This is a genomic window from Pseudomonas folii (assembly GCF_014357575.1).
GTDB lineage: Bacteria > Pseudomonadota > Gammaproteobacteria > Pseudomonadales > Pseudomonadaceae > Aquipseudomonas > Aquipseudomonas folii.
The window spans coordinates 20,805-36,965 of sequence record NZ_JACONW010000049.1 but is presented as its reverse complement, the minus strand read 5'-3'; the positions used below and the strand labels follow the sequence as shown (position 1 = coordinate 36,965).

At 56.0% G+C, this 16,161-nt stretch carries 12 protein-coding genes and 3 tRNA genes; 13 read left to right on the top strand and 2 right to left on the bottom strand.

The window, feature by feature from the left end:
• Positions 1-4: 4 nt before the first annotated feature.
• Positions 5-1,849: a sigma-54-dependent Fis family transcriptional regulator gene (locus H8S59_RS12555; RefSeq protein WP_187521606.1), complete on the bottom strand. Its 1,845-nt coding sequence runs from the start codon at positions 1,847-1,849 to the stop codon at positions 5-7.
• 292 nt (positions 1,850-2,141) lie between these two features.
• On the opposite strand from H8S59_RS12555, the gene H8S59_RS12550 reads away from it, so the two are divergent.
• From H8S59_RS12550 to H8S59_RS12525, 6 genes are all read left to right on the top strand, one after another.
• On the top strand, positions 2,142-3,236 hold the full coding sequence (locus tag H8S59_RS12550) for an ABC transporter ATP-binding protein (RefSeq protein ID WP_087266302.1): 1,095 nt from the start codon (positions 2,142-2,144) through the stop codon (positions 3,234-3,236).
• Complete coding sequence (locus H8S59_RS12545; protein WP_095100640.1) at positions 3,236-4,336, top strand: ABC transporter ATP-binding protein; 1,101 nt, start codon at positions 3,236-3,238, stop codon at positions 4,334-4,336. Before H8S59_RS12550 ends, H8S59_RS12545 begins: the two co-directional genes overlap by 1 nt.
• On the top strand, positions 4,329-5,195 hold the full coding sequence (locus H8S59_RS12540; RefSeq protein ID WP_095100638.1) for a carbohydrate ABC transporter permease: 867 nt from the start codon (positions 4,329-4,331) through the stop codon (positions 5,193-5,195). The genes H8S59_RS12545 and H8S59_RS12540 overlap by 8 nt, the downstream gene beginning before the upstream one ends.
• A 10-nt stretch (positions 5,196-5,205) precedes the next feature.
• Positions 5,206-6,006, top strand: a complete 801-nt coding sequence (locus tag H8S59_RS12535) for a carbohydrate ABC transporter permease (RefSeq protein WP_027898462.1) — start codon at positions 5,206-5,208, stop codon at positions 6,004-6,006.
• A 12-nt stretch (positions 6,007-6,018) separates the two neighbouring features.
• Positions 6,019-6,291 carry a DUF2160 domain-containing protein gene (locus tag H8S59_RS12530; protein ID WP_095100636.1) on the top strand — a complete coding sequence of 91 codons (273 nt, stop codon included), beginning with the start codon at positions 6,019-6,021 and terminating at the stop codon, positions 6,289-6,291.
• An 83-nt stretch (positions 6,292-6,374) separates the two neighbouring features.
• Positions 6,375-8,147, top strand: coding sequence for an ABC transporter substrate-binding protein (locus H8S59_RS12525; RefSeq protein WP_095100634.1), 1,773 nt, complete (start codon positions 6,375-6,377; stop codon positions 8,145-8,147).
• Positions 8,148-8,213: 66 nt separating this feature from the next.
• Here the strand turns inward: H8S59_RS12525 and folD are convergent, their stop codons facing one another.
• Positions 8,214-9,068: a bifunctional methylenetetrahydrofolate dehydrogenase/methenyltetrahydrofolate cyclohydrolase FolD gene (gene folD, locus H8S59_RS12520; protein WP_095100632.1), complete on the bottom strand. Its 855-nt coding sequence runs from the start codon at positions 9,066-9,068 to the stop codon at positions 8,214-8,216.
• 326 nt (positions 9,069-9,394) lie between these two features.
• Between folD and H8S59_RS12515 the strand changes: the two genes are divergently transcribed.
• From H8S59_RS12515 to lon, 7 genes are all read left to right on the top strand, one after another.
• Positions 9,395-9,471: transfer RNA gene (locus H8S59_RS12515), tRNA-Arg, on the top strand.
• Between the two features lie 52 nt (positions 9,472-9,523).
• Positions 9,524-9,599: transfer RNA gene (locus H8S59_RS12510), tRNA-His, on the top strand.
• Positions 9,600-9,654: 55 nt separating this feature from the next.
• Positions 9,655-9,739: transfer RNA gene (locus H8S59_RS12505), tRNA-Leu, on the top strand.
• Between the two features lie 375 nt (positions 9,740-10,114).
• On the top strand, positions 10,115-11,425 hold the full coding sequence (gene tig, locus H8S59_RS12500) for a trigger factor (protein ID WP_095100630.1): 1,311 nt from the start codon (positions 10,115-10,117) through the stop codon (positions 11,423-11,425).
• 91 nt (positions 11,426-11,516) lie between these two features.
• On the top strand, positions 11,517-12,152 hold the full coding sequence (gene clpP, locus H8S59_RS12495) for an ATP-dependent Clp endopeptidase proteolytic subunit ClpP (RefSeq protein ID WP_095100628.1): 636 nt from the start codon (positions 11,517-11,519) through the stop codon (positions 12,150-12,152).
• Positions 12,153-12,262: 110 nt separating this feature from the next.
• The gene (gene clpX / locus H8S59_RS12490) at positions 12,263-13,546 is read left to right on the top strand and encodes an ATP-dependent Clp protease ATP-binding subunit ClpX (protein WP_027897814.1); all 1,284 of its coding nucleotides are present in this window, start codon (positions 12,263-12,265) and stop codon (positions 13,544-13,546) included.
• A 146-nt stretch (positions 13,547-13,692) separates the two neighbouring features.
• On the top strand, positions 13,693-16,089 hold the full coding sequence (gene lon / locus H8S59_RS12485) for an endopeptidase La (RefSeq protein WP_095100626.1): 2,397 nt from the start codon (positions 13,693-13,695) through the stop codon (positions 16,087-16,089).
• The last annotated feature ends 72 nt before the right edge of the window (positions 16,090-16,161 follow it).

Genomic DNA, 16,161 nt, shown 5'->3' with positions numbered 1-16,161 from the left:
TGGCTCAACCCTGCCGTTCCCGCAACCGCTTGTAAAGCGTATTGCGGCTCACCCCCAGGCGCTTGGCCAACTGGGAAATATTCCCGCCAGCATCCCGCAATAGCTCATCCAGGTCTTCCGTCTTGTGCAGCTGTACTTTGTCGCTGAATACTGGCGGCGCATCCTGCAAACTCATCTCCAGATCCGCAAAGAAATCATCCGGAAGATGCTCGGTGCCGATCACTTCATCATCCGCCAAGGCCAATGCCACCTGAATCACATTGCTGAGCTGACGCAGGTTCCCTGGCCACGGGTGACGATCAAACAATGCCAGCACTTTCGGCTCGAAACCTCGAGTCTGCTGCGCTTCCCGATGCTGCTCCCAGATTCGCTGAACCAGTGCAGCCTTGTCGGTGCGTTCACGCAGCGGAGGGAGTTCGAGATTCAGCCCGCTGATCCGGTAATACAAATCCTGACGAAAGCGCCCGGCCAATACTTCGTCGCGAAGATTACGGTTGGTCGCGGATATCAATCGCACGTCCACTGGATGCAATTCGCTGCTGCCCAACGGCTGTACGCAACGTTCCTGAAGCACCCTTAACAGACGCGCCTGGACCGTCAGCGGCATGTCGCCGATTTCGTCGAGGAACAGCGTGCCCTTGTCGGCCTTGCGGATCAGGCCAATGCTGCCTTTATGGTGCGCGCCGGTGAACGCGCCTTTTTCATAGCCAAATAGCTCCGACTCCACCAGCTCGGCCGGAATCGCTGCGCAGTTGACCGCTATGAGTGGCTTGGCGGATCGGGAACTGGCGTTGTGCAAGGCTTTGACGAACACCTCTTTACCCACCCCGGTTTCGCCATGGATCAGCAGAGCGATGTTCTTCTCAAGCAGCCGCTCAGCCTGACGCACGGCTTTATCGACCTTGGCGTCTCCCAGACTGACGGCAGACAGGGGCACAGTTTCCTGCACCGTCGGTTTCAGCGCGGGCTGGAAAACATGCATTTTCAGCGGATTGCGTTTGGGGCGTTTCAATACGCCATGAAAGCGGTTGTTGCCCGAGGCCAGCAGGGAGAAGGGCAGGCCCTCAGGCTGATTGAGCAGAAAAGCCGTCGGGTTATTGAACAGTGCCTCGATGCTCGTCCGCTTCAGGCTCACTCCCAGCAGATTATCGGCGCGTCGGTTGGCGCTGATGATCCGCCCGCTTTCATCAAATATCAGCAAACCTGCCCACTGACTGTCGAGGTTGTTCAGCCCGGTGTTGAAGGTCAGCTGGAAGTGGCTGTCCTGAAATTGATCGAGGATCAGCCGGTTTTCTACCGACTGGCTCATCATTTTCACCATGCCCAGCGTGTGAGAAGGCGGCAGGAAGCTGTCGCTGGAGACATCCAGTACCGCAATCAATCGCCGCGCTGCGTCGTAAACAGGCGCCGCCGAGCCGGTCATGAAGCGGTTGGCTTTGAGAAAGTGTTCGTTGTGCTCGATGTGCACCGCCTGTTCGCAGACCAGCGCGGTGCCAATGGCATTGGTGCCCGTAGCGCTTTCGACCCAGCTGGCGCCTGCCATGAAGCCATGAGCGTGAGAGGGTTCGACAAAGCGCTGGTTGCCCCACGATTTGAGCAACTGGCCTCGATCGTCGGCCAGCATGATCAGGCAGTTGGAGTTACTCAGGATGTTTTCGTAAAAAGGCAGGACTTCCTGGTGGGTGGTGTGCACCAGCGCCTGATGGCGCTCCAGTAACTGCGATACCTGATCCTTCGGCAATTGGCCGAAAGAGGGGCTGGACTGATGACTCAGACCAAAGTCCCGACAGCGGGACCATGAGTCTCGGATGATGGCGTCATGAGCAACGGATGCACGGTGTATGGCCATGGTGGATCCTGCATGTATTTTTATTTTTTTATGGATCTGGCACGGGCGTCCAATCCCGTGCGTGCATCCAGTGTCGCTCAGGATTGTTCAAAGTCAATGTTCAGTTTGTTCAGGTGTTCAGTTTTTACTGTTCACTTTTGTTCAGCACCGAACGCCCATTAGCCTGGTGATATCGCGCCGAGGCTCTATCTCGGGCCTGTGTGTAGCAATGCCCGGTTTGGCACGATTGTCGCTATCTCCTGACAAGAATTCGCGCACACCCTGAATAAGAACTGACAAAAAAGGGCAAGCCATGTCTTTAACGCTGGAGCACGTCAGCCGTGTGGTCGACGGCCAAACCTGGATCGATGACGCTTCGTTGAGTTTCGAACCCGGTTCTTTCAATGTCTTGCTGGGCCGTACGCTGTCTGGCAAGACCAGTCTGATGCGGCTGATGGCCGGGCTGGACAAGCCTGATCGCGGTCGCATCCTGATGAATGGCAAGGACGTCACCCAGACGGCCGTTCGCCATCGCAATGTGTCGATGGTGTATCAGCAGTTCATCAATTACCCGAGCATGACCGTCTTTGAGAACATCGCTTCGCCATTGCGGCAGGCCGGTGTGGCCGCTGACGTGATCCAGAGCAAAGTGCTGGAAACCGCGAAAATGCTGCGCATCGAGAAGTTTCTGACCCGTTATCCATTGGAATTGTCCGGCGGTCAGCAGCAACGCACCGCCATGGCCCGGGCGCTGGTCAAGGATGCCGACCTGATTCTGTTCGATGAACCGCTGGTCAACCTCGATTACAAGCTGCGCGAAGAGTTGCGCCAGGAAATGCGCGAGCTGTTCGAAGCCCGTCACACCATCGCCATTTATGCCACCACCGAGCCTAATGAGGCGCTGGCACTCGGCGGCACGACCACGGTGCTGCATGAAGGACGGGTGATTCAGAGTGGTCGCACACCTGAGGTCTATCACCAGCCGCAAACCGTGCTGGCGGCCGAGTTGTTCTCCGAGCCGCCCATCAATTTGATGCCCGGGCGCATTCAGGGCAGCGAAGTCAGCTTTGCCAATTTCGTGCATTTCCCCCTCAACGTTGACCTGCGCAAGATCGGCGATGGCAATTACCGCTTTGGGGTGCGCCCCAGCCACTTGAGTCTGGTGCCGTCAAACGACGATGACCTTGAGCTGGCGGTGACCGTGGAGCTGGCGGAAATCAGCGGCTCGGAAACCTTTCTGCATGTGCGTAACGAACATTTCCCGCTGGTTCTGCACTTGCCGGGGGTACATGCCTACGACGTTGATGCGTCTATTCGGGTGTACATCCCGACCCATAAATTGTTTGTGTTCGATGAGCAGGGCCGCCTGATTCAGGCACCCGGCTTGCGTATGGCGAGGGTTGCCTGATGGCCGAGATCCGACTGCAAAACCTCGCTCACAGCTATAGCAAACATCCGAACGGGCCAGAGGACTACGCTATTCGCGAGATGAGTCATATCTGGGAGCAGGGCGGGGCGTATGCACTGCTGGGGCCTTCCGGGTGTGGAAAGTCGACTTTGCTGAACGTCATTTCCGGGTTGCTCAGCCCTTCGGAAGGTCAGGTGATGTTCGACTCCAAGGTGGTCAACGACCTGTCGCCGGAGCAGCGCAACATTGCTCAGGTTTTTCAGTTTCCGGTGGTCTACGACACCATGACGGTGTACGACAATCTCGCTTTTCCCTTGCGCAACCAGGGCATGGACGAAAAGCGGGTGCACACCAAAGTCCATGAAATTGCCGACGTGCTGGACCTGCAGCCCTTACTGAAGAAAAAGGCTCGCAACCTCACCGCTGATGAAAAGCAGAAAGTCTCCATGGGCCGTGGGCTGGTGCGCGATGACGTGTCAGCGATTCTGTTTGACGAGCCGCTGACGGTGATCGACCCGCATTTGAAGTGGAAGCTGCGGCGCAAGCTCAAGCAGATTCACGAGCAGTTCAATATCACCATGGTCTACGTCACCCACGATCAACTGGAAGCTTCGACCTTCGCCGACAAGATCGCCGTGATGTACGGCGGCGCGATTGTCCAGTTCGGTACGCCACGAGAGTTGTTCGAAAAACCACGCCACACGTTCGTTGGTTATTTCATCGGTAGCCCCGGAATGAACCTCATTGATGTGACTCCGCAAGCGGGTGGTGTGGGCTTCGGCGATGTTCATTTACCGCTGTCCGAATCAATGCAGCAGCTCATTGCCGAGAAGCAATGGAGCACCTTGAAGATCGGCATTCGTCCGGAGTTCGTGCACGTTTGGGACGGTCCTGTGGATGACGCGCTGTGCGCCGAAGTCAGCCACGTTGAAGACCTTGGCACTTACAAGATTCTAACCCTGCGCCTGGCCGGGCAAGCCTTGAAGGTGCGGCTGCAGGAGGACAAAACGGTGCCCGTGGGTCAGGCCTGGATCAGCTTCCCGAGCCAGTGGCTGATGGTCTATGCCGACGATTACTTGCTGGAGTCAGGCCATGAATAAGGTTCAGAACAACAAGGCGTGGTGGTTGGTATTACCGGTTTTCCTGTTGGTGGCGTTCAGCGCCATCATCCCGATGATGACCGTGGTCAACTATTCGGTGCAGGACATCTTCGACCAGTCCAGCCGCTACTTTGTCGGCACCGACTGGTTCAGGCAGGTCTTGCAGGACCCTCGTCTGCATGACTCGTTACTGCGCCAGTTCATCTATTCGGCGTGTGTGCTGCTGATCGAAATTCCATTGGGGATCGCTATCGCGTTATGCATGCCGAGCAAGGGACGCTGGTCGACGGTCTGTCTGATCGTCATGACCATCCCGCTGCTGATTCCGTTTAACGTCGTCGGCACCATCTGGCAGATCTTTGGCCGGGGCGATATTGGTTTGCTGGGCTATACGCTGAACAACGTTCTCGGCATCAATTACAACTACGCGGCCAACGCATCGGACGCCTGGGTAACGGTGCTGATCATTGACGTCTGGCACTGGACGTCGCTGGTTGCGTTGCTCTGCTACTCCGGCTTGCGGGCGATCCCGGACGTTTATTACCAGGCGGCACGTATTGATCGGGCCTCCAGTTGGGCGGTGTTCCGGCATATCCAGCTGCCGAAGATGAAGAGTGTGTTGCTGATCGCCGTGATGCTGCGCTTCATGGACAGTTTCATGATCTACACCGAACCGTTCGTGCTGACCGGCGGCGGCCCGGGCAACTCCACCACTTTCCTTAGTCAGACCCTGACCACCATGGCGCTGGGCCAATTCGACCTGGGCCCTGCGGCGGCGTTCTCGCTGGTGTATTTCCTGATCATCCTGCTCGTGTCGTGGGTGTTCTACACCGCCATGACCCATAGCGAAAAGAACTGAGGAGGCGGACATGAACCTGCGCAAAATCATACCGCTGTGGATTTACCTGCTGTTTCTGCTGGTGCCGATCTATTGGTTGGTGAACATGTCGTTCAAGACCAACACTGAAATCCTCGGCGGCCTGACCTTGTGGCCACAGGATTTCACCCTGGCCAATTACAAGGTGATTTTCACCGACGAAAGCTGGTACAGCGGCTACATTAATTCTCTGTACTACGTTTGCCTCAATACCGTGATCTCGCTAAGCGTCGCATTGCCCGCCGCTTATGCGTTTTCCCGCTATCGTTTTCTGGGCGACAAGCACCTGTTCTTCTGGTTGCTGACCAATCGCATGGCACCGCCTGCGGTTTTCCTGCTGCCATTCTTCCAGCTGTACTCGTCCATCGGACTGTTCGATACCCATATTGCTGTAGCGCTGGCTCATTGCCTGTTCAACGTGCCATTGGCGGTGTGGATTCTGGAGGGCTTCATGTCCGGTGTGCCCAAGGAGATCGATGAAACCGCCTATATCGACGGTTATAGCTTTCCCAAGTTTTTCGCAAAGATATTTGTGCCGCTGATCGGCTCGGGTATCGGTGTGACGGCGTTCTTCTGCTTCATGTTTTCCTGGGTTGAACTGCTGCTGGCTCGCACCCTGACGTCGGTCAACGCCAAGCCGATCGCGGCGGTGATGACGCGCACAGTCTCGGCGTCGGGTATTGATTGGGGCGTCCTGGCGGCGGCGGGGGTGTTGACCATCTTGCCCGGCATGCTGGTGATCTGGTTCGTTCGTAACCACGTGGTCAAGGGCTTTGCTCTTGGTCGGGTCTGAGGAGTCGAAAAAATGGAGTGGATGTCCTGGACACTGCCCACCGCGATCTTCTTCGGCAGCATTGCATTGCTGTTGGCTGGGATGACGGTGTGGGAATTGCGCTCGGCCAGTATTGAGCGTCGTGGTTTTCTGCCGATTGCCACCACCCGTGGCGACCGACTGTTCATCGGGCTGTTGGGTAGCGCTTATCTGCATCTGCTGGTGATTGGCGCGACTGACTGGAGTATCTGGGTTGCTTCAGGGATTTCTCTGGTGTGGCTCCTGGTAGTGATGCGGTGGGGTTAGAGAACGGATGAGCGCAATGCCTGGCTGATCCGGTAAGCGATATTCGAAGCGGGACTACATAAGAAACAACACTGGAGGTGTCTATGTTCAATAAGAAAAACAAGCTGCGACATAGCGTGACGCTCGCGACAATGGTGATGCTCAGCGGATTGAGCGTTTCGGCATGGTCCGATCAATATGAAGATGCGGCCAAGAAGTGGGCGGCCAGCGAGTTCAAGCCGAGCACGCTTTCCGATGCCGAACAATTGAAAGAACTGGAGTGGTTCATCAAGGCCGCCGAACCGTTTCGCGGCATGGACATCAAGGTGGTTTCCGAAACCTTGACCACCCACGAATATGAATCGAAAACCCTGGCCAAGGCCTTCACCGAAATCACGGGCATCAAAGTCACCCATGACCTGCTGCAGGAAGGTGACGTCATTGAAAAACTGCAGACCGCCATGCAGTCGGACAAAAGCATTTATGACGGCTGGGTGAATGACTCCGACTTGATCGGTACCCATTTCCGCTACGGTAAAGCGATGTCCCTGACCGACTTGATGGCAAGTCCTGAAGGCAGCAAGGTCACTTCGCCGACGCTGGACCTCAAAGACTTCATTGGCACCTCGTTCACCACGGCGCCGGACGGCAAGCTGTATCAGCTGCCCGATCAACAATTCGCCAACCTTTACTGGTTCCGCGCTGACTGGTTTGATCGCGCAGACCTGAAAGAGAAGTTCAAGGCCAAGTACGGCTATGAACTGGGCGTGCCGGTCAACTGGTCGGCGTATGAAGACATTGCCAAGTTCTTCAGCGAAGACGTGAAGGAAATCGACGGTAAGAAAGTTTACGGTCACATGGACTACGGCAAGAAAGACCCATCGCTGGGCTGGCGCTTCACCGATGCCTGGTTCTCCATGGCGGGCAGTGGCGACAAAGGGCTGCCTAATGGTTTGCCGGTGGACGAGTGGGGTATTCGGGTAGAAGACTGCCGCCCGGTGGGTTCCAGCATTACCCGCGGCGGCGACACCAACGGGCCAGCGGCAGTGTTTGCAACCCAGAAATACATCGACTGGCTGAAAGCCTATGCGCCGCCTGAGGCCGCGGGCATGACGTTCTCCGAATCCGGGCCGGTGCCTTCGCAAGGTAACGTGGCTCAGCAGATTTTCTGGTACACCGCGTTTACAGCTGACATGACCAAAGCGGGTCTGCCCGTGATGAACGCCGATGGCACCCCGAAATGGCGTATGGCGCCGTCGCCAAAAGGCCCGTACTGGAAAGAAGGCATGAAGCTGGGTTATCAGGATGTGGGTTCCTGGACCTTCCTGAAATCTTCCGACGAGAAAAAACGTCTGGCTGCCTGGCTCTACGCTCAGTTTGTGACGTCGAAAAGCGTTTCCCTGAAGAAAACCATCGTGGGCCTGACGCCGATTCGTGAATCGGACATCAACTCCAAGGAGATGACCGCGCTGGCGCCCAAACTCGGTGGTCTCGTAGAGTTCTACCGCAGCCCGGCCCGGGTCCAATGGTCGCCTACCGGGACCAACGTGCCGGATTATCCGAAACTCGCGCAGCTGTGGTGGAGTCACGTCGCCGAGGCCGTAACCGGTGAGAAAACCGCACAGCAGGCACTGGACGGTCTGGCCAAGGATCAGGATGCGATCATGACGCGTATCGAGCGCTCCAAGGTTCAGGACGCCAGTAAGTGCGCGCCTAAAATGAACCCGGAAACCTCGGCGGAAGAGTGGTACACCAAAGCTGAGCAGAGTGGCGGCAAGTTCCTGGCCCCACAACGCAAGCTGGCGAATGAGAAGCCGAAGGGCGAAACCATCGCTTACTCTGATTTGCTGAAGAGCTGGGAAGCGGCCAAGAAGTAAGGCCTCTGCGCGATGAAAAACGGCACCCCTCGGGGTGCCGTTTTCATTTACCCCGTGACACGACGATCAGCCGTGCAGGGTCTCTGCTGCGTACAGGGTGTTTTCGAGCAGGCAGGCGCGAGTCATCGGGCCTACGCCACCCGGCACCGGCGTGATCCAGCCAGCGCGGGGCAGGGCGGTTTCGTACACCACATCGCCGACCAGCTTGCCATCGTCCTGACGGTTGATGCCAACGTCGATCACGATAGCGCCTTCCTTGATCCACTCGCCTTTGACCAGACCCGGTTTGCCAGCCGCTACCACCACCAGATCAGCACGGCCAACGTGGCCCGCCAGATCTTTGGTGAAGCGGTGGGTTACGGTCACTGTACAACCGGCCAGCAACAACTCCATGGCCATAGGGCGACCGACAATGTTGGAAGCGCCCACCACGACCGCGTCCAGACCATAGAGATCGACACCGGTGCTTTCCAGCAGGGTCATGATGCCTTTAGGTGTGCAGGGGCGCAGCAGCGGAATGCGCTGGGCCAGGCGACCGACGTTATAGGGATGGAAGCCATCCACGTCTTTGTCCGGGCGAATGCGTTCCAGCAACAGGGAGGCATCCAGATGTTCGGGCAGTGGCAATTGCAGCAGCACGCCGTCGATGTTCGCATCATCATTGAGACGATCGATCAGATCGGTCAGTTCTGCTTGTGACGTCTGGGCGGGCAGGTCGTAGGCCTGAGAGACAAAGCCGACTTCTTCACAGTCTTTACGCTTGTGGGAGACATAGACCTGGGAAGCAGGGTCGCTGCCCACCAGAATCACGGCGAGGCCGGGTGTTCGCAGGCCTTGCTCGCGACGTTCGGCGACCCGTTTGGCGATCTGCTGACGCAGGCTGGCTGCGATCGCTTTGCCGTCGATTAGTTTTGCAGTCATTACGCGTGATTAACCATCGAGAGGGATCGGAAAAGAGCGCGCATTCTCGCATGTCATCGCGCGTGGGCAAAGGCGCTTGGTCTGCATATTCTCCTAACTCCTTTATCTAACTGAATTTTTTTCTAAAAAAGAGTTGACGACCTTTAGGGTCGTCTATAAGATTCGTCGCACTTGCCGGGTACAACCCAGCACTGGTTAAGCTGGCACTGATAATCAAGTCGATGTTTAGATGAGGTTCGGTGTTGAATCAGGCGGAGCGGTTACTTAGCTCGGTGTGATTAAAAAGCCTTTTAATTTGTAATCGTTAAAGAGTACAGATTATATAAGTGCCCGTAGCTCAGCTGGATAGAGCATCCGCCTTCTAAGCGGATGGTCGCAGGTTCGAGTCCTGCCGGGTGCGCCATTAAGGCAGCTTTGGCAAGTGCAAGTAAGATGTCACGGTTACATGCAATATGGTGGGCGTAGCTCAGTTGGTAGAGCACGGGATTGTGACTCCCGTTGTCGAGGGTTCGATCCCCTTCGTCCACCCCATATTTAGAAAGGCGCCAGACTTATAATCTGGCGCCTTTGCTTTAAAAGCTTGTACGCGGATGTGGTGGAATTGGTAGACACACTGGATTTAGGTTCCAGCGCCGCAAGGTGTGAGAGTTCGAGTCTCTCCGTCCGCACCAAGATTAAAACGCGTCACAGCTGCTATGCGGTCATGACGTTTGAGAAAAGCCGCCTAGTGCGGCTTTTTTTGTTTCAGGATTATTGTTTTTCGTCTCGCTGACCGGCCAGCCTGGCTGCCGTCGGTCGTGCGAGGTGTGCTTCGCGGAATGGAGTCGACGCTGAGGCTGGGTGCGTGATGCCTTGTGCAAGGCCGTGCCAGACGCGTTTCGGTCAGTCGAGAGTAGCTGCGGTTGCCAGTCGCTGATCGTCTGATTCCTTCCTTTATATGCGCCCTTTTTCAGTAGGGTGACTTCTTGAGTTTGACCCACTAGAATGCATGCCCTTGATTCTGGGGTCGGAAACGCCGGCTAACGTCTGTGCAACGAGGAATATCCATGCAAGTTTCTGTTGAAAATACTTCCGCTCTTGAGCGCCGCATGACCATTGGCGTGCCTGCCGAACGCATCGAGACTGAAGTCAACAAGCGTCTGCAGCAGACCGCACGTAAAGCCAAGATCCCTGGCTTCCGTCCAGGCAAAGTGCCTATGAGCGTGATCCGTCAGCGTTATGAAGACGGCGCGCGTCAGGAAGCACTGGGTGATTTGATCCAGGCTACTTTCTACGAAGCTGTGGTTGAGCAAAAGCTGAACCCGGCTGGCGCACCTGCTGTAGAGCCAAAGACCTTTGAAAAAGGCAAAGACCTGGAATACATCGCTACTTTCGAAGTGTTCCCGGAATTCACCGTTGCCGGTTTCGAGTCCATCGCCGTTGAGCGTCTGTCTGCAGACGTGGCTGATGCCGACCTGGACAACATGCTGGAAATCCTGCGCAAGCAGAACGTCCGTTTCGAAGTGGCTGATCGTGCCGCCCAGAACGAAGACCAGCTGAACATCGATTTTGTTGGCAAGGTTGACGGCGAAGCATTCGCTGGCGGCTCCGCCACTGGCACCCAGCTGGTATTGGGTTCCGGCCGCATGATCCCTGGCTTTGAAGACGGTCTGGTTGGCGCAAAAGCTGGCGAAGAGCGTGTTCTGAACCTGACTTTCCCGGAAGACTATCAGAACCTCGAACTGGCGGGTAAAGCTGCCGAGTTCACCGTTACCGTCAACACTGTTTCCGAGCCCAAGCTGCCTGAGCTGAACGAAGAGTTCTTCAAGCAATTCGGTATCAAGGAAACCGGTATCGAAGGCTTCCGCGCCGAAGTTCGCAAGAACATGGAGCGCGAGCTGCGTCAGGCCATCAAGTCCAAGGTCAAGAATCAGGTAATGGACGGCTTGCTGGCCGCCAACCCGATCGAAGTGCCAAAAGCCTTGCTGGAAAACGAAGTGAACCGTCTGCGCGTCCAGGCTGTTCAGCAGTTTGGTGGCAACATCAAGCCTGATCAACTGCCGGCCGAGCTGTTCGAAGAGCAAGCCAAGCGTCGCGTTGAGCTGGGTCTGATCGTTGCTGAAGTGGTCAAGCAGTTCGACCTCAAGCCTGATGACACCCGCGTTCGCGAGATGATTCAGGAAATGGCTTCTGCTTACCAGGAACCTGAGCAGGTTGTGGCCTGGTACTACAAGAACGAGCAGCAAATGAACGAAGTACGTTCGGTTGTGCTCGAAGAGCAAGTTGTGGATACTGTTTTGCAGAAAGCTAGCGTGACCGAGAAGTCGGTCTCCTACGAAGAAGCAGTCAAGCCGGTGGAAGCCCCACAAGCTGACTGATTTGTTTTTTCGTTAGAAAACACCTACAAGCCAGCCTTCGCGCTGGCTTGTGCGTATTCAAGAAATGACTATTTGGGAGTGAATGCGAGACATGTCCCGCAATTCTTATATTCAGCAGCACTCTGACATCCAGGCCGCCGGCGGCCTGGTCCCGATGGTTATCGAGCAGTCCGCCCGTGGCGAACGCGCCTATGACATCTATTCGCGCCTTCTCAAGGAGCGAGTGATCTTTCTGGTAGGTCCGGTAGAAGACTACATGGCCAACCTGATCTGCGCGCAACTGCTGTTCCTTGAAGCGGAAAACCCGGACAAGGATATCCATCTTTACATCAACTCACCGGGCGGTTCGGTGACGGCTGGCATGTCGATCTACGACACCATGCAGTTCATCAAGCCGAACGTATCGACTACGTGCATCGGTCAGGCGTGCAGCATGGGCGCGTTCCTGTTGACCGCGGGCGCTGCGGGCAAACGTTTCTGCCTGCCGAACTCCCGTGTGATGATTCACCAGCCATTGGGCGGTTTCCAGGGCCAGGCTTCGGATATCGAAATCCATGCCAAGGAAATCCTGTTCATTCGTGAGCGTCTCAACACGCTGATGGCCAAGCACAGCGGGCACACTCTGGAAGAGATCGAGCGTGACACCAACCGCGATAACTTCATGAGTGCAGAAGCCGCTCGTGAGTACGGCTTGATCGACGAAGTCATCAGTCAGCGTCCCGCTTAATTAAGTACCTCAAATAAGGTTGGTCGGTTGCTCTGATCACTTGCGGGCTTGAAAAAGCCCGCAATAGCCTTCATCTTGTGTTGCAAGCCTATCGGATTTGGATCGAACGAATGACTGACACCCGCAACGGCGAGGACAACGGCAAGCTGCTCTATTGCTCCTTCTGTGGCAAAAGCCAGCATGAAGTACGTAAGTTGATTGCCGGCCCCTCGGTCTTTATCTGCGACGAGTGCGTCGACCTGTGCAATGACATCATCCGCGAGGAGGTGCAGGAAGCACAGGCCGAGAGCAGCGCGCATAAATTGCCTTCGCCTAAAGAAATCAGCGGCATCCTTGATCAGTACGTCATTGGTCAAGAGCGTGCAAAAAAGGTTCTGGCCGTAGCGGTGTACAACCACTACAAGCGTCTGAATCAGCGTGACAAAAAGAACGACGACGTCGAGCTCGGCAAAAGCAACATCCTGCTGATCGGCCCGACAGGCTCGGGTAAGACGCTGCTTGCCGAAACACTGGCCCGCTTGCTGAACGTTCCATTCACCATCGCCGACGCAACCACCCTCACTGAGGCGGGTTATGTGGGTGAGGATGTGGAGAACATTATTCAGAAGCTGTTGCAGAAGTGCGACTACGATGTAGAAAAAGCCCAGATGGGCATCGTCTACATCGATGAGATCGACAAGATCTCACGCAAGTCTGATAACCCGTCGATCACCCGGGACGTTTCCGGTGAAGGCGTGCAACAGGCCCTGCTCAAGCTGATTGAAGGCACGGTCGCTTCCGTTCCGCCTCAAGGTGGTCGCAAGCATCCGCAGCAGGAATTCCTTCAGGTTGATACCCGTAACATCCTGTTCATCTGCGGTGGTGCGTTCTCTGGTCTGGAAAAGGTTATTCAAAACCGTTCCACCAAAGGCGGCATCGGCTTCAACGCAGAAGTGCGCAGCAAGGAAGAAGGCAAGAAGGTTGGCGAATCCCTGCGTGAAGTCGAGCCTGACGATCTGGTCAAGTTCGGTCTGATCCCTGAGTTCGTGGGTCGTCTGCCGGTTCTGGCAACGCTGGACGAGCTGGACGAAGCTGCGTTGATGCAGATTCTGACCGAGCCGAAAAACGCGCTGACCAAGCAGTACGCCAAGCTGTTCGAAATGGAAGGTGTGGATCTCGAGTTCCGTACCGACGCTCTGAAGTCCGTTGCTCGTCGTGCGCTTGAGCGCAAGACCGGTGCACGTGGCCTGCGTTCCATCCTCGAAGGCGTTCTGCTCGACACCATGTACGAGATTCCATCGCAGACTGATGTGAGCAAGGTGGTGATCGACGAAAGCGTGATTGAAGGCACGTCCAAGCCGCTGTTGATCTACGAAAACAGCGAGCCGCCTGCCAAGGTTGCGCCCGACGCGTGAGTGATACTGCTGCATGAGTAAAGAAGGGGCCTTCGGGCCCCTTTTGCATTTCCTGCTTAAAGGCTTGTTTTTTCAGGTGTCTACCCCCATCTTGGACTCAAGCTCATTCCAGTCCACGGCCACATGGCCGCCGTAGAGGCGAAATCATGAAAACGACCATCGAATTGCCTCTCTTGCCATTGCGCGATGTTGTGGTGTATCCGCACATGGTTATCCCGCTGTTCGTGGGGCGCGAGAAGTCTATCGAAGCCCTTGAGGCGGCGATGACGGGCGACAAGCAGATCCTGCTGCTCGCACAAAGAAATCCTGCTGACGATGATCCTGGTGAAGACGCTCTTTATAACGTCGGCACCATTGCAACCGTATTGCAATTGCTCAAGCTGCCTGACGGTACTGTCAAAGTGCTGGTCGAAGGCGAGCAGCGCGGATCCGTTGATCGCTTTATCGAAGTTGATGGCCATTGCCGGGCCGAAGTTACTCTGATCGATGAGGTCGATGCGCCTGATCGTGAATCTGAAGTGTTCGTTCGCAGCCTTCTGGCGCAGTTCGAACAATATGTTCAGTTGGGCAAGAAAGTCCCGGCTGAAGTCCTGTCTTCACTCAACAGCATCGATGAGCCTGGTCGTCTGGTCGACACCATGGCGGCGCACATGGCGCTGAAAATCGAGCAGAAGCAGGAAATCCTCGAAATCATTGATCTGCCAGCGCGCGTTGAGCATGTGCTCGCGTTGCTGGACGCAGAAATCGACCTGTTGCAGGTTGAGAAGCGCATTCGTGGTCGCGTCAAAAAGCAGATGGAGCGCAGTCAGCGCGAGTACTACCTGAATGAGCAGATGAAGGCCATTCAGAAAGAGCTTGGCGACAGTGAGGAAGGCCACAACGAAATCGAAGAGCTGAAGAAGCGCATCGATGCTGCTGGTCTGCCCAAGGACGCTCTGACCAAGGCCACTGCCGAGCTGAACAAGCTGAAGCAGATGTCGCCGATGTCTGCAGAGGCCACGGTGGTTCGTTCCTACATCGACTGGCTGGTTCAGGTGCCTTGGAAGGCGCAGAGCAAGGTTCGTCTGGATCTGGCTCGCGCTGAAGACATCCTTGATGCCGACCATTACGGTCTGGAGGAAGTCAAAGAACGCATCCTCGAATACCTCGCGGTGCAAAAGCGCGTGAAGAAAATTCGCGGTCCGGTTCTCTGCCTTGTAGGGCCGCCAGGTGTGGGTAAAACCTCTCTCGCCGAGTCCATTGCCAGCGCGACCAACCGTAAATTTGTCCGCATGGCCCTGGGCGGGGTGCGCGATGAAGCTGAGATTCGTGGTCATCGCCGGACTTATATCGGTTCGATGCCAGGAAGATTGATTCAAAAGATGACAAAAGTGGGTGTCCGCAACCCGCTGTTCCTGCTCGATGAAATCGACAAGATGGGCAGCGATATGCGTGGCGATCCGGCTTCTGCATTGCTTGAAGTGCTGGACCCGGAGCAGAACCACAATTTCAACGACCATTATCTGGAAGTCGATTACGACCTTTCAGACGTGATGTTCCTGTGCACCGCGAACTCGATGAACATCCCGGCGGCGTTGCTGGACCGGATGGAAGTCATCCGTTTGCCGGGCTACACCGAAGACGAGAAGATCAATATCGCCGTCAAGTACCTCTCGCCGAAACAGCTGCAGGCCAACGGCTTGAAGAAAGGCGAAGTGGAGTTCGACGAGGAAGCGATTCGCGACATCGTGCGTTATTACACCCGTGAAGCGGGCGTGCGTAGCCTCGAACGTCAGATTGCCAAGGTCTGCCGCAAGGCGGTCAAAGAGCACGCGCTGGAAAAACGCTTCGCAGTTCGCGTAACCGCCGAGATGCTCGAGCACTTCCTTGGTGTGCGTAAATTCCGCTACGGTCTCGCCGAGCAGCAGGATCAGATCGGGCAGGTGACCGGTCTGGCGTGGACGCAGGTAGGTGGCGAATTGCTGACCATCGAAGCCGCAGTAGTGCCAGGTAAAGGTCAGTTGATCAAAACCGGTTCGCTGGGTGATGTGATGGTCGAATCGATCACTGCTGCGCTGACGGTTGTGCGTAGCCGCGCCAAGAGCCTGGGAATCCCTCTGGACTTCCATGAGAAGCGCGACACTCACATCCACATGCCGGAAGGGGCCACCCCTAAAGATGGCCCTAGCGCAGGCGTAGGCATGTGCACGGCCCTGGTTTCTGCATTGACACAGATTCCTGTGCGCGCTGACGTGGCAATGACGGGTGAAATCACCCTTCGCGGACAGGTTCTGGCGATCGGCGGCCTCAAGGAAAAACTCTTGGCTGCACACCGTGGCGGTATCAAAACGGTGATCATTCCAGAGGAAAACGTGCGCGATCTGAAAGAGATTCCGGACAACATCAAGCAGGACTTGCAGATCAAGCCGGTTAAATGGATTGACGAAGTCCTGCAAATTGCGCTGCAATACGCGCCGGAGCCCTTGCCGGATGTCGCTCCCGAGATGGTTGCGAAGGATGAAAAGCGCGAGTCTGACTCTAAGGAAAGAATTAGCACGCATTAGTCTGGACGGCCTTTCTTGACAGCTTTTTGGAGCCCTTGTTATAAAGCGGCTCTTCTAAGCGCCTGTAGGCCA

Coding starts and splice junctions, on each gene's coding strand:
- H8S59_RS12540 (WP_095100638.1), top strand. CDS start 4,329: ATGAATAAGGTTCAGAACAACAAGGCGTGGTGGTTGGTATTACCGGTT.
- tig (WP_095100630.1), top strand. CDS start 10,115: ATGCAAGTTTCTGTTGAAAATACTTCCGCTCTTGAGCGCCGCATGACC.
- H8S59_RS12530 (WP_095100636.1), top strand. CDS start 6,019: ATGGAGTGGATGTCCTGGACACTGCCCACCGCGATCTTCTTCGGCAGC.
- H8S59_RS12555 (WP_187521606.1), bottom strand. CDS start 1,849: ATGGCCATACACCGTGCATCCGTTGCTCATGACGCCATCATCCGAGAC.
- lon (WP_095100626.1), top strand. CDS start 13,693: ATGAAAACGACCATCGAATTGCCTCTCTTGCCATTGCGCGATGTTGTG.
- clpP (WP_095100628.1), top strand. CDS start 11,517: ATGTCCCGCAATTCTTATATTCAGCAGCACTCTGACATCCAGGCCGCC.
- folD (WP_095100632.1), bottom strand. CDS start 9,068: ATGACTGCAAAACTAATCGACGGCAAAGCGATCGCAGCCAGCCTGCGT.
- clpX (WP_027897814.1), top strand. CDS start 12,263: ATGACTGACACCCGCAACGGCGAGGACAACGGCAAGCTGCTCTATTGC.
- H8S59_RS12550 (WP_087266302.1), top strand. CDS start 2,142: ATGTCTTTAACGCTGGAGCACGTCAGCCGTGTGGTCGACGGCCAAACC.
- H8S59_RS12525 (WP_095100634.1), top strand. CDS start 6,375: ATGTTCAATAAGAAAAACAAGCTGCGACATAGCGTGACGCTCGCGACA.
- H8S59_RS12535 (WP_027898462.1), top strand. CDS start 5,206: ATGAACCTGCGCAAAATCATACCGCTGTGGATTTACCTGCTGTTTCTG.
- H8S59_RS12545 (WP_095100640.1), top strand. CDS start 3,236: ATGGCCGAGATCCGACTGCAAAACCTCGCTCACAGCTATAGCAAACAT.